We start from the raw sequence: 14224 nt of genomic DNA, 5'->3' as shown, positions 1-14224 counted from the left end.
TTTTATAGATTGAAACAGTAGAGGAATTATCTTCTTCCTCCACCGCCACCGCCGTAAGATCTTCCACCGCCGCCACCGCCGCCAGATGATCTCATGCTTCCGCCGCCGCCACTGTTATAAGAACGGGAAGAGCCTGAACTTGGTGATGAATAACTTCTTGAAGAGTTATTACTACCATTGTTGTAGCTTCTGGTAGTAGTATTGCTTGAACTTCTGTTTGAATAATCGTAGCCACTGCTTCTGTTAGAGTTAGAATAGTTTCTGTTTGTAAAAGTAGGACTTGTTGTTCTGCCATTTACAGCACTTCTTCGGTAATCAGAATATCCGTTACTTCTGTTAGTGTAATTTCTGTTTGTGGTATAGTTTCCTCTATTGGTATAGCTTCTGTTTGTGTAACTTCTATTTGAGTAGTCTCTGCTGCTATATCCTCTATTTGTGTAATTTCTGTTGTATGCGTAGTTTCTTCCGCCATAATAAGCGGCAGAACCTCTTCTTCCATAGTTGTAAGCGTAGTTATTGTAACGGTATCCGTAACCGCCTCCCCAATAATATCCAGGGTAACCCCATCCAGGACCCCAGTAACCAGGATAACCCCATGCATATCCAGGATATCCCCAGTAGCCGCCATAACCATAACCCCATCCATAATAAGGATAACCCCATCCTAAACCAAAACCTATTGACCAGGTTGGATCAGAATAAACGTTTACGGCTACATCTGTATTTGCACTTCCCCAAGCTGGATAAGCGGTAGAAGTTGCAGTTTGCGTACTGTCATTTTCAGCATAATTTCCATAAGAATCTACATCTGTAAAAATTTCAGTAGGCTGATTATCATCTTGTAATGATTTAAAGTATTCCTTATATTGATTGTTAGTACCTGTGGTATTTGTTTGAGCATACGTTCTTGAAGAACCACCATATACTCCGTCATTATCACTGTAAGAAGTATTTTGGTAAGAACCACACGATGCTGCTAGAAAACTCAGTAATCCAATTAAGTAGAAATGAGCTGAATTTTGGCGAAGAGAAATAGAAGTTTTCATATCTGTGGTGTTTTTTATTGTTGCACATTACAAAAATAGTTAGTTTTGTCAAACTATTTAGTTAAAATTATTAAAACAAAATTTGTGCCAAACTATTCAATATGAGTAAGAACCTCACTACAAGATCAGAAGATTATTCGAAATGGTATAACGAGCTGGTTGTTAAGGCAGATTTAGCCGAAAATTCAGGAGTTAGAGGCTGTATGGTTATCAAACCATACGGATATGCTATTTGGGAAAAAATGCAGGCTGAGTTAGACAGAATGTTTAAAGAGACAGGACATCAAAACGCATACTTTCCTTTATTCGTGCCTAAAAGCATGTTTGAGGCTGAAGAAAAAAATGCAGAAGGATTTGCAAAAGAGTGTGCTATTGTAACACATTATAGATTAAAAAACGATCCGGACAAACCCGGAAAATTAATGGTTGATCCAAATGCTAAACTTGAAGAAGAACTGATCGTTCGTCCTACGAGTGAGGCAATTATTTGGTCTACTTATAAAGGTTGGGTGCAGTCTTACAGAGATTTGCCTCTTTTAATTAATCAGTGGGCAAATGTGGTTCGCTGGGAAATGCGTACGCGTTTGTTTTTGAGAACTGCCGAGTTTTTATGGCAGGAAGGGCACACGGCGCATGCCACAAAAGCAGAAGCATTGGAAGAGTCTGAAAAGATGATGAATGTTTATGCTGATTTTGTAGAAAACTTTATGGCAATTCCGGTTGTTAAAGGGATAAAAACCGAAACTGAGCGTTTTGCAGGAGCTGACGAAACTTATTGTATTGAAGCTTTAATGCAGGATGGAAAGGCATTGCAGGCTGGTACATCTCACTTTTTAGGACAGAATTTTGCAAAAGCATTTGATGTGAAATTTGCTAACGCCGAAGGAAAACAAGAACACGTATGGGGAACTTCTTGGGGAGTTTCTACCCGTTTAATGGGAGCTTTGGTAATGACGCATTCTGATGATCAGGGATTGGTTTTGCCTCCAAATTTAGCGCCAATACAAGTTGTTATTGTACCTATTCATAAAACAGATGAGCAATTAGCGGAAATCACGACTTCTGTTAATGAGCTAGTGGCTAAATTGCGAAAACTGAAAATCTCGGTTAAATATGATGACAGAACAACTCAAAAACCAGGATTCAAATTTGCTGAATGGGAATTAAAAGGAGTTCCGGTTAGAATTGCTGTTGGGCCAAAAGATCTTGAAAATGGAACTTTTGAAGTTGCAAGACGTGATACTTTGACAAAAGAAGTAGTTCCTGCTGATGGAATTGTAAATTATATAAATGACCTTTTAGAACAGATTCAAAGTGATTTATTCAACAAAGCATTAGACTATCGTAATACGCATATTACGGAAGTAAATAGTTTTGAGGAGTTTAAAGAAGTTTTAGATGGTAAAGCAGGTTTTGTATCGGCTCATTGGGATGGTACGGCTGCCACAGAAGAAAAGATAAAAGACCTGACAAAGGCGACGATTCGTTGTATACCTTTAGATAGTATAGACGAGGCGGGAACCTGTGTGTTTACTGGGAATCCTTCTTCAAAAAGAGTGCTTTTTGCAAAGGCATATTAATTTTTTTTAATTTTTTTTGCATCGGGTATTGTACATCTTAAAAATAGTTGTATTTTTGCATCCGCATTAGAGAAACACGGTCCGTTCGTCTATCGGTTAGGACGCCAGGTTTTCATCCTGGTAAGGGGGGTTCGATTCCCCCACGGACTACTTTTTTTTCTGCGAATTAAGTTATTTAACTTGATGTAATGGTCCGTTCGTCTATCGGTTAGGACGCCAGGTTTTCATCCTGGTAAGGGGGGTTCGATTCCCCCACGGACTACAATTTCAATTTTATTTAAATTGAAGAAAACTTAGAAGAATATGGTCTGTTCGTCTAGGGGTTAGGACTCCAGGCTTTCGTCCTGGTAACAGGGGTTCGATTCCCTTACAGACTACTAAAATTAGTTGTGAATAAGTTTTATAAAATAAAAATTGGTGTCTCGGTTCTTATTTTATTAGTTAAAACCAAAGTGATTGTTTTGCAATTGTGGGAGGTTTTTCTTTTTTAACTAGTATCTATAATAATTATTACATCTAAAATTAAAACAAAATGGCAAATCATAAGTCAGCATTAAAAAGAATCAGAAGTAACGAAAAAAGAAGAGTTCTTAACAGATATCAACATAAAACTACTCGTAATGCTATTAAAGCATTAAGATTAGCTACTGATAAATCTGATGCTACTTCAAAATTATCAACTGTAATCTCTATGATTGATAAATTAGCTAAAAAGAACATCATTCATGATAATAAAGCTTCTAACTTGAAGTCTAAATTAACTAAACATGTTGCTAAATTGTAATTAATTACAATTTCCTAAAAATATAAAGTCCTCTTTTAGAGGACTTTTTTTTGTTTAAATGAATTTCTAAATTTCAGACATTTACATGACATTAAGTCTGTTTAAGCAGATTTTTTGCTAAGAATGGGGACTTGTAAAATATCAAAATATCTTATTTTTTGTCAGGTTGCGTTAGGGATAGGAGCGGTATCCTTTTGTGACAAGAAAAAACGTTTGGTTTGTGCCGAAATTTTCCGGAACAAAAGATTTAGCGGATAGCCCGACCCGAAGGGAAATGCCCTAATTATTCTATTAATAAAAAAGACTTTAAAGCTCTATCTTCTTTTTTAAATATTCAAGCATGGGTTTTGTAATAGGCTTCGATAGAAAATCTATAATTATGGGATATTTTTTTGCCTTGGCTAAATCGTGAGGGTCAATTGTAGAAGATAATACAATGACTTTTGCAGTATTGAATTCGGAATAATAGGAAGATGTAAAATGATCCAAAAATTCCCAACCGCCCATTACAGGCATATTTAAGTCTAAAAAAATTAGCTCTGGTTTTTTATTTACCTTGTTTTTACTGTTATTGTATTTTAAAGTATTGAAATGATGTAGTGCTTCTTCGCCATTGGGAGCTGTGATGATTTCTTTTGAAAAAGAAGATTTTGAAATCACTTTTTTGCATAACATCAATGTAATTGGGTCGTCGTCAATACATAAAATCTGCTCAAGCATAATAATTAATTTTTAAAAGTTATTGTAAAAGTAGTCCCTTTGTTAACTTCACTTTCGATACTAATAGTTCCTCCCATGGTTTCTACCTGCGATTTTACAAGATACAATCCTAATCCTTTGCTGTCAGGATAATTGTGAAATCTTTGGTACAATCCAAAAACTTTATCACGATTTCTTTCTAAATCAATTCCAATTCCGTTGTCTTTAAAGGTCAGGATTACCTGATGATCAATTTGTTCTGCAATAATAGAAATCTTGAGTTTCCTGTTCTCTGATTTGTATTTTATAGAATTGGTGAGTAAATTAAGTAAAATACTTTCAATATACGCTTTGTTTGTGTTTAATAATGGTACTCTGTCAAACTTCAGTTTTATTATTGGCTTGTGCAATTCGATTTGAAAAGATAATTGGCTAAAAACATTTTCGAATATTTCTTTTAATGACACTTCTTCTTTTTGCATAGAAGGATTGTCTTTAATAATGATAACTTTTACCAAATCATTGATGGTTTCATTTAGTAAATGCGTTGATTTACTGAATCCTGCCAGAATTTCTTTTAGTTCAGAATCTTCAATTGGAATGTCTTCGGTAAGGTTTAAAAGTCCAATTAAATTAGACAAAGGTGCGCGTAGATTGTGGGATGTAATGTATGAAAACTGCTTTAAGTCCTTATTGTTTTGGGTTAATTCCCTGATAAGATGTTCTTTTTCTGTTTCTAGCTTTTTCTCATCGGTAATGTCTCTTTGAATAGAAATCCAATGTGAAATTACGCCTTCGTTGTTGAAAATAGGAATCATGGAAAATCGAACCCAGTATTCTTCTTTTTGTTTGGTGTAGCTAATGGTTTCGATCAAACATTCTTCTTCATTTTTAATAGCTCGCAAAAGTTTTTTTAATTCATCAGAATCTGAATTAGGACCTTTATTAAAAATATTGGTTGATTTTCCGATAATTTCGTTTGAATGATAACCGGACATTTGCGAAAATGCCGGATTAACATAAACTATTTTAGGAATTTTCCCGTTAACAGAATTAGCTTCTGTAATTAATATAGAATCTTTTGATTGCGTGATTACGGTTTCGAGAAGTTTTAATCGCTGTTCTTCTTCTTTTTGTTTGGTGATATCCTGAATTGCACCGATCATTCTGATGGCTCTTCCGTTTTCATCTTTCAATAAAAAACCTCTGTCCAAAACATATTTATAAGTTCCGTCTGCGCATCTAAAACGATATTGATCCTGCCATTTTTCAGTTTTTTGCTCGATAAAAGAATATAATTTAATAGACATTCTGATGCTGTCTTCGGGATGAATTTTGTCAAACCACCATTTTGAGGTTTTTCCAACATCTTCTTGTTTATATCCAAAAACACTCTCAATTCCTTTATTCCAATTAATGCTGTCTTCCTGAATTTTCCAGTCCCAAATCGTGTCACTTGTTGCTTTTGCTACAATATCATATTTTTCGTTTGATTCTTTAATTTCTTCATTTGTTGTTTTAAATTTTTCGAAAATTGATTTGTTTTTGTTTTCGTTTTTCGAAAGTATGTATTTGAAAACAAGTCCGGTAATTAAGATGAAAAGAAAATCTTTTATGATGAAGAAATAAAATTCCTGTTTAGAAGAGATAAAACTAGCTAGTAATTTGTCGCAGATTACAGCTACAAATAACGAAATGATAACATATATTAGAGTAATTTGGAGAGTTTTACTTTTCATTACTCAAATATAGTTAAATTAACTATAATTAAACAATAAGAAAAGTTCATTTTACACTTAATTAATGCAGTTTTTAGTTAACTAATTACTTGTATATACGCAAACTATCTCAGAAACGTTTTTTATATCAAAATAAAGTGTACCTTTGCACCCATTAAAAATCACAGATGGAATCTATTAGAAACATTGCAATTATTGCCCACGTCGATCACGGTAAAACCACTTTGGTTGATAAAATTATGTATCACTGTCAATTATTTCGTGACAACGAAAACACAGGTGATTTAATTCTTGATAATAACGATTTAGAGCGTGAGAGAGGTATTACTATTACTTCGAAAAACGTATCAGTTCAATATAAAGGAACAAAAATCAATATTATTGACACTCCAGGCCACGCGGATTTTGGAGGTGAAGTAGAACGTGTATTAAACATGGCCGATGGTGTATGTTTGCTAGTGGATGCTTTTGAAGGTCCAATGCCACAAACTCGTTTTGTATTACAAAAAGCTATTGACTTAGGTCTTAAGCCATGTGTAGTTATCAATAAAGTTGATAAAGAAAACTGTACTCCTGAAGAAGTTCATGAAAAAGTTTTTGACTTAATGTTTGAATTAGGTGCTTCTGAAGAGCAATTGGATTTTCCAACTGTTTACGGTTCAGCTAAAAACAACTGGATGTCTGACGACTGGAAAAATCAAACAGACAATATTGAGCCTTTATTAGACATGGTAATTCAAAATGTACCAGCTCCTAAAGTATCTGAAGGAACTCCTCAAATGTTGATTACATCTTTAGATTTCTCTGCATTTACAGGTCGTATCGCTATTGGTCGTCTTGAAAGAGGAATATTAAATGAAGGTATGCCAATTTCTTTGGTAAAAAGAGACGGTAAAGTAATAAAATCACGTATTAAGGAATTACACACTTTTGAAGGTTTAGGCCGTAAAAAAGTACCACAGGTAATTGCCGGTGATATTTGTGCGATTATTGGAGTAGAAGGTTTTGAAATTGGTGATACTATTGCTGATGCTGAAAATCCTGAAGCTTTACAAACAATCGCTATTGATGAGCCTACAATGAGTATGTTATTTACAATTAACGACTCACCTTTCTTTGGTAAAGAAGGTAAATTTGTAACTTCTCGTCATATTAGAGAAAGATTGACAAAAGAATTAGAGAAAAACTTAGCTATGAAGTTAGGTGAAACTGATTCTGCTGATAAATTCATGGTTTTTGGCCGTGGAGTACTTCACTTGTCTGTTCTTATTGAAACAATGAGAAGAGAAGGTTACGAATTACAAATTGGTCAGCCACAAGTTATCATCAAAGAAATTGATGGTAAAAAATGTGAGCCAATTGAGGAATTGACAATCGATTTACCGGAAAACCTTTCAGGTAGAGCAGTTGAATTCGTTACAATGCGTAAAGGAGAAATGCTTTCTATGGAAACTAAAGGGGAGCGTATGATTGTGAAATTTAATATTCCATCACGTGGAATTATTGGATTACGTAACCAATTGCTTACTGCAACAGCTGGTGAGGCTATTATGGCGCACCGTTTTATTGGATATGAGCCTTACAAAGGAGAAATTGCCGGACGTAACAAAGGTTCATTGATTTCTATGGAAAAAGGAAAAGCTATTCCTTACTCTATCGATAAATTGCAAGATCGTGGTAAGTTTTTTGTTGAACCAAATGCTGAGATCTACGAAGGTCAGGTAATTGGAGAAAACTCTCGTGCTGATGATATGTGTGTGAACGTAACTAAAGAGAAAAAACAATCTAACGTTCGTTCTTCTGGAAATGATGAAAAAGCTAGAATTATTCCACCAATTATTTTCTCTCTTGAAGAAGCTTTAGAGTACATTCAAAAAGATGAATATGTAGAGGTTACACCAAAATCTATTCGTTTGAGAAAAATCTATTTGACAGAAACTGATAGAAAAAGATATAAAATCTAATACGTTTTAAATTTCAATATAAAAAATCCCAAATTCCAATTTTACGGAGTTTGGGATTTTTTTTGTTATAAAGTGAAGTATTGGAATTTGGAATTTCCAGATTGGAATTTCCTATCTTTTATCTTTTTAAACTAAAATGACCTTTTACTATCTTACCATCAACAAAAGTCAGAGTAAACCAATAATCGTCAGATGGTAATTGCTGCCCGTTGAATATTCCGTTCCAACCGCTGCTATTTTGATTCATTTGTTTGAGTAATTTACCATAACGATCAAAAATGAAAAGTGTATAATCAGGAAGCTGGTCTAAATTCTGAATAACCCATGAATCATTATATCCATCTCCATTTGGAGTAAAAAACCTTGGATAATCTAAAACATAAATGATATAAGTGTTTGATAATCCGCAGCCATTTTTGTCTCTGATAATAGCATAATAAGTTCCCGGAGAGACATTTGTAAACAATGGCTGATCCTGAAAAACAGTTTGATTTAGTGAAAATTCATAATTTCCAACTCCTGTATATTCTAGTAAAACAGAATTTTCATTGGCGGAAAAGTCTTTTATAATCGCTCCGGTTATAGTTGCGACTTCTGATAGAATTACTTTGAATTTTTTCGTTTTCTCACAGCCATTTACATCTTTAACAGTAACCGAATAATCTGCTGCTGTACTTACAGTTATAGAGTTTGTGGTGTTGCCGGTATTCCATAAATAGCTTGCGAAACTACTATCAACTGTTAGCTCCATTTGATCGCCTCTACACAAATAGAGAGTTTCATCTTCAAAATTAGGAGGATCAAAAGTATTTACAACAAGCGTAACAGGAGTTATAGCATAACAATCAGGACCGTTAACTATTCTTGCATAAATAGTTTGTGTAAAAGCTACAGTGTTCTTAAAGATATTAGGAACTGCATTTGTTTCTGTAACAGCATCAGCAGCATTTAAATAATACTGTACAGTTAATCCGTTTGGCAACCCAAAAAGAATTTGTGGAGTTGCCTCTTGTTGAAGATCAAATTGATAAAATCCATCTTGGTTATCATCGCCGTCGCAAGTTGCTACTGGGTTTTGATTTGAAATAGCTGCATTTGAAATCTGTAGTGTTACTTCGGCTATTTTGTAGCAGCCGTATTTATTTTCCAGCCTTGCAAAAACAATTTGGTTTGGAGATTTATTAGTGTATTTTTCCGGTGTTACTATTGGATTTGTTTTTGATTCGGCATTAATTAATGACTCGTAATATCCTTTATTTAGAATTTCGGCATTATTATTTTTTACAATATTATCTGCTTTAGTTAAATTGAATACAGAGATTCCATCTGCATTATCATCACATTGTATTAAAGTAGTATTTGAAATTAACATTTCCGAAGCAAAATCAATTTTAATTTTACCATTTAAAATACAAAGTGAAGGTGTCAGGGTTACTTGAACAGTGTAAGTTCCTGATTCAGTTGGAACATAAGAAGGCGTATTTGCACCGCTAATTAAAACTCCGTCTTTAAACCATTTATAGGAATATGCAGGCGATAATTTTGTATCTAATGTTAATTGCTCTCCATAACAAACAGGATTTCCGTCGGCTATAGTTCTGTCTGTTCCAAAATCAATTTTTGAAGAGAAACTGCCAGCTTCTAAGAATACAGCCGAATCATAATATCTATTTCTGTCATCTGCTATAACAAGTTTTATATGGTATTTTTTTCCTGCAATCACATTGGTTTGTGCATTCATTTCAATAGTTTGTCCTGCATAATTTATGGGACTCGAGAGATCATTTAATCCATTAAAATAGCTCTCGTTTATTGCTTCGCAACCATCATATTTATCGCCATTGGGAGCAATAGTAGGTTCAATTTTAGGATGGATATTTGTAGAAGAAACCGGTGTATTTGTGTTCGGAATGACGGCCAGATTTTTATAAGGGTCACTTGTTCCCGCTTCTTTAATTAAAAAAGCAAAACCATCAGAATATACACAAGGATAAAAAAATTGATATTCATTTGATGCAAAAACATAATTGAAACTTAAAAAATCAGTTAAAGGTACAAAATCAAATTCAAGTAGTGTGGAATTTAAAGAATTGATCCCTAAAACCTGATCTAAATCTGGGTCGCCTAACCAGTTAACATTCCCGTCTCCTACATCGCTTATGTAAGGACCAATTGCATTTTTACTTTTGGAAGTTGTTAAAACAACACCTTCAGAAAAAGGAAAACTAGTTGAAGCGGCGTTGAAATAGGCATAACTATTTTGACCCGGACTAAAAGGATCTCCTTTTCCTGAGGTATTAGTAACAGAAACACATGAACTATTTACTAAAATATTTTCAATAAGCTGCTGTGGTGTTTTTTGGTCATCAATACTTATAAACTGGGCATTTACCTTTGAAGATAAACCACATAGAAATATAATTAACAAAAAACTTTTAATATAATTCATAGTAACAAATATACTACAAATCTCTATTCTTTAATATTTTGTAAGAAAAATAAACAAACAAAAATGTCCAGATTAAAACTATAAAAACAGAAAGATAATGCACATCATAATCTTTTGTGTTTTCAATGCCAATTTGATTTCCTAATGCTTTTATTACCGATAATCTTGAGAATGGCTCAATGATTAAATTCGACATGGCTTCTAATGGGAAAAATTGTGTGATATAGTCTGCCTTATTACTATTTGGAAAAACCTGAAAAATCAAAAGACCTTTAAGTATACCTTCCAAAATACTCCAGACTAAAAGAAAACCTAAAGCAAAGGCAGATCGCTTTACAAAAATCCCTAAAAAGAGACAGAAAGAAAAGAATCCCATCAGCTTTACAAAAAAAGCGAGCAAATAATCCATATCCATAAAAACAACATCAAGTTCTGTATAAGATGAAAAGCTAAATCCTAAGATTAAACTCATCACAAAAACAAAAACTGTCGAACAGAGTGCAAAAAGAACTACCGTAAGAAACTTGGACAAAATGAATTCTTTTTTGCTTAAACCGTCAATTAAATTTTGTTTTAAAGTGCCATAACTATATTCATTTGCCATCATAGAAACGATTACGATCGCCAGAAAAAGTTTAAGCCAGGCAGCAATGTAAGTATTAAAATGCCAGATAAAAGGAAAGTTGAAAATTCCCATTTCGGCTACGTGAATTTTAACCACGCCAAAATCAAATTTTATCGACGCAATTAATGCAATGAAAGAAAGTAAAATAAAATAGGTTAAGGTAAGAACGCGACTCGCTTTGTTCTTCCAGATTTTTTGCAATTCTATAGATATAAGTCTGTTCATGGTTTAGTTGTTTTGAGGAGTGGCGGTTTTAGTTAATTCTAAAAATTGAGCTTCTAAACTATTTTTACGTTTTACTAAATGGCTCAAAGTAATATTTTTAGAAAATAAAAATGAATTTAATTCTGAAGCTGAAAAATCTGATTTTAAATAAGCAAGGATTTTGCCCTCTTCTTCCGTTAATCTTTCTATAGCGGGATGATCTGCCAGAATTAATTTTAAAGCAGCATTATCTTCAGACATAACTTCAAAGAAACCTTCATTTGCAGACATTCCGTCAACAGAACCAGAATATAAAATTTCACCTTTTCGTAAAACAATAACATGCGAACATACTTTTTCTACTTCGTCAAGTAAATGTGAAGCCAGTAAAATAGTAGTTCCCTGAGAGGCAATTTTTTTGATAATATCACGAATCTGATGAATTCCCTGCGGATCTAAACCATTCGTTGGCTCATCCAGAATTAAAATTTCAGGATCATTTAAAAGTGCCGAAGCAATGGCCAGACGCTGTTTCATTCCTAAAGAAAAAGTACTGAATTTGCTGTCTTTTCTTTCCGATAAACCTACTAAATCAAGCTTTTCATTTATCTTGGAATAATTGATGCTTTTAATTTTACAGACTAATTTCAGGTTTTCTTCAGCCGTCATATAAGGGTAAAAGTTGGGTCTTTCAATAATTGCTCCCACTTTTTTAAGCGCCTCATGTGTCTGAATTTTTCCGTCAAACCAGCGATAATCGCCTGATGTTTTGTTGACAACATTTAGCACAATTCCCAAAGTAGTAGATTTTCCGCTTCCATTAGGACCTAAGATGCCATAAACGCGGCCTTTTTGTATTTCAAAAGATACATTTTTCAACGCCTGAATGCGTCCGTATCGTTTGTAAAGATTTTCAATAGTAAGAATGGTTTCCAAATTATTTCGGTTTTAGTTTTAAGTATGACGATTCAACCTCTATATTGTTACGCTAAATTTTATTTAATGTAAATTTGTAATAAAGATATTCAAAATGAGCGAACCTTTAATGGTCTTAAAAAAACCATCTTATCCTTTAACGCAATCACTTTTAAATTATTTAGAACGATACGAGAGAATCTCCAAAGTATCTGTGTTCTATGATGATTTATTGCGATTTGCCGGTTCTGTAAATGTATACGATAAAAACGAAACCGATACTTTATGGATTAGGGTTTATTATAGCGAATTTGAAAGAAATGAAATTGACCTCAATTTAAAGAAAATCTATTCCCTTCTGCATTCTGATGGAAATAGCGAGATTATTCAGTTCCTAAATGTCGATGCCATTGATTATTGTACTTTCGGAAATTCAAAACCGTTTCGGGTAAAAGTCCGAAACATTCTCAATGACAATTACGTTCATTTTTATATCAAAAAAGCAGACGCTTCCAGAATTTACGGTTTAGAATTAGAAGACATTCTTTCGCCAGATAAAATCAACTTTCTGGTTTATAAAGATACTTTGATCGAAGAACATATTATCGGAATTCCTGGCGATGTTTTTATGGATACTTTATTGGATAATTGTACCGAAATGGAAAAATCGCAGATTGCAAAAGAATTTGTGAAGTTTAATGAACGGTGTATGATTCGTCTTTTAGGTGATATGCGGGCTTATAATTATGTAATTGTACCAATTCACGATTTTGATCAGGTAGTTTATAAAATCCGTCCAATTGACTTTGACCAGCAATGTTACGAGGGAAATTTTAAAGTATATCGTCCACAGTTTTTCAAGGAAAATTATCCAATGATAAAACTCATTAAGGACAAATTAGAAGAACGTTCCATCATTCAGTATAAAGACGAAGAAAGAGCAATTTTGGCAAAACGTATTCACTCAGCCGAAAACAGAATCAAAAAGTTATTGAATATCATGTGTCATGATACCATTTCGACAGAAGAACATCTCAATCAACTAAAAATGGAATTGTACCGTTATACTAATGACATGAAATTTAAAAATGCCAGATCAATGGGGCATATTATGTTCGCGGCGTTCGAGTTTATCACACGTAATTTTAAAAACACAAATTTAATTTAAAAGTTCTTCACCATATAAGTTATATAAGTTCATATAAACACAATTTCTTAAATTTACTTATGACTTATATGGTTTAAAAAAATATATACTATGAAAAAGTTTTTTTTACTTGGAATTTCAATTGCTTTATTGGCTTGTCAGCAACAATCAAATAATGATTTAAAGACGCTTTATTCACTTCCTAAAAAGTTAAAAGAAGTTTCAGGAATTGCTTATTTTCCTAAAAATAATTTGATTTATACGCTGGAAGACAGCGGAAATGCAAACAAAATCTACGCCATAAATGCTGATGGAAAATTAGATAAAACAATCACCATTACAAACGCAACAAATGTAGATTGGGAAGATATTACAAAAGATAAAAACGACAATATTTATATTGGAGATTTTGGAAACAACGACAACGAACGCAAAGATTTATGCATTTATAAAGTTGCCAAAAATGAACTGAATAAAGATTTGGCTGTAGCCGAATATAAAGTTTCATTCTCATATCCGGAACAAACAGAATTTCCTCCAAAGAAAAAAGAAATGTTTTATGATGTAGAAGGTTTTTTTGAATATGAAAATTACTTTTATCTTTTCACAAAAAATCGAAGCAAAAACTTTGACGGAACGGCTTTTATCTACAAAATCTTAAATGCGCCGGGAACTCAAAAAGCAATAAAAATAGGGGAATTTAAAACTTGTGATAATTACAATCATTGTGTGCTGACAAGTGCAACAATTAGTCCTGACGGAAAAAAAATAGTCGTTTTAAGCCATGATAAAATAGTTTTATTCCAGGATTTCAAAGGTGATTTATTCCACAAAGGAGCACAAACCGAAATAAAACTAAACCATTTTTCTCAAAAAGAAGCCATCGTTTTTAAAGACAACAACACTTTACTGATCGCCGACGAAAAAACAAACAAAGTAGGAGGGAACGTCTACGAATTCAAACTGAAATGATTTTAAGCTTCTAAGGTACTAAGTTTCTAAGATGCTAGGGTTTGAAATGCTAAGAAAAAGTTAGCCACGAATTCACGAATTTTTTATTACAAATAATTCG

11 protein-coding genes and 3 tRNA genes are annotated in these 14224 nt (G+C 33.3%); 8 read left to right on the top strand and 6 right to left on the bottom strand.

Annotated elements, in window-relative coordinates; translation table 11 throughout:
• Positions 1 to 26 precede the first annotated feature (26 nt).
• Positions 27 to 1046, bottom strand: coding sequence for a hypothetical protein (locus AC3QL1_RS21165; protein WP_492494107.1), 1020 nt, complete (start codon positions 1044 to 1046; stop codon positions 27 to 29).
• A 101-nt stretch (positions 1047 to 1147) separates the two neighbouring features.
• On the opposite strand from AC3QL1_RS21165, the gene proS reads away from it, so the two are divergent.
• The 5 genes from proS to rpsT all read left to right on the top strand — a co-directional run bounded on the left by proS (position 1148) and on the right by rpsT (position 3410).
• Entirely contained in the window at positions 1148 to 2626 is a 1479-nt protein-coding gene (proS, locus tag AC3QL1_RS21160; protein ID WP_492494106.1) for a proline--tRNA ligase, read from the top strand.
• Between the two features lie 78 nt (positions 2627 to 2704).
• Positions 2705 to 2776: transfer RNA gene (locus AC3QL1_RS21155), tRNA-Glu, on the top strand.
• A 40-nt stretch (positions 2777 to 2816) separates the two neighbouring features.
• A tRNA-Glu gene (locus AC3QL1_RS21150) sits at positions 2817 to 2888 on the top strand.
• A gap of 43 nt (positions 2889 to 2931) precedes the next feature.
• Positions 2932 to 3003, top strand: a tRNA-Glu gene (locus AC3QL1_RS21145).
• 155 nt (positions 3004 to 3158) lie between these two features.
• Positions 3159 to 3410, top strand: a complete 252-nt coding sequence (rpsT, locus tag AC3QL1_RS21140) for a 30S ribosomal protein S20 (RefSeq protein ID WP_160375900.1) — start codon at positions 3159 to 3161, stop codon at positions 3408 to 3410.
• Between the two features lie 306 nt (positions 3411 to 3716).
• On the opposite strand, the gene AC3QL1_RS21135 is transcribed toward rpsT, so the two are convergent.
• Positions 3717 to 4130 (bottom strand): response regulator, encoded by a 414-nt coding sequence (locus AC3QL1_RS21135; protein WP_492494105.1) that lies wholly within the window; start codon positions 4128 to 4130, stop codon positions 3717 to 3719.
• Positions 4131 to 4135: 5 nt separating this feature from the next.
• Positions 4136 to 5848 (bottom strand): PAS domain-containing sensor histidine kinase, encoded by a 1713-nt coding sequence (locus AC3QL1_RS21130; RefSeq protein WP_492494104.1) that lies wholly within the window; start codon positions 5846 to 5848, stop codon positions 4136 to 4138.
• Between the two features lie 167 nt (positions 5849 to 6015).
• On the opposite strand from AC3QL1_RS21130, the gene typA reads away from it, so the two are divergent.
• Entirely contained in the window at positions 6016 to 7812 is a 1797-nt protein-coding gene (gene typA, locus AC3QL1_RS21125; RefSeq protein ID WP_492494103.1) for a translational GTPase TypA, read from the top strand.
• Positions 7813 to 7930: 118 nt separating this feature from the next.
• On the opposite strand, the gene AC3QL1_RS21120 is transcribed toward typA, so the two are convergent.
• The 3 genes from AC3QL1_RS21120 to AC3QL1_RS21110 are packed head-to-tail and all read right to left on the bottom strand — an operon-like array spanning position 7931 to position 12026.
• Positions 7931 to 10240 (bottom strand): choice-of-anchor L domain-containing protein, encoded by a 2310-nt coding sequence (locus AC3QL1_RS21120; protein ID WP_492494102.1) that lies wholly within the window; start codon positions 10238 to 10240, stop codon positions 7931 to 7933.
• A gap of 34 nt (positions 10241 to 10274) precedes the next feature.
• Positions 10275 to 11111 (bottom strand): ABC transporter permease, encoded by an 837-nt coding sequence (locus AC3QL1_RS21115; RefSeq protein WP_492494101.1) that lies wholly within the window; start codon positions 11109 to 11111, stop codon positions 10275 to 10277.
• Between the two features lie 3 nt (positions 11112 to 11114).
• Positions 11115 to 12026: an ABC transporter ATP-binding protein gene (locus AC3QL1_RS21110; RefSeq protein WP_492494100.1), complete on the bottom strand. Its 912-nt coding sequence runs from the start codon at positions 12024 to 12026 to the stop codon at positions 11115 to 11117.
• Positions 12027 to 12120: 94 nt separating this feature from the next.
• On the opposite strand from AC3QL1_RS21110, the gene AC3QL1_RS21105 reads away from it, so the two are divergent.
• Together AC3QL1_RS21105 and AC3QL1_RS21100 are read left to right on the top strand one after the other, a co-directional pair.
• Complete coding sequence (locus AC3QL1_RS21105) at positions 12121 to 13173, top strand: hypothetical protein (RefSeq protein WP_492494099.1); 1053 nt, start codon at positions 12121 to 12123, stop codon at positions 13171 to 13173.
• Between the two features lie 90 nt (positions 13174 to 13263).
• On the top strand, positions 13264 to 14124 hold the full coding sequence (locus tag AC3QL1_RS21100; protein WP_492494098.1) for a hypothetical protein: 861 nt from the start codon (positions 13264 to 13266) through the stop codon (positions 14122 to 14124).
• Positions 14125 to 14224 lie beyond the last annotated feature (100 nt).

Source organism: Flavobacterium sp. GW823-FHT04A11, from assembly GCF_058796535.1.
This window is presented reverse-complemented; position numbering and strand designations above follow the sequence as displayed.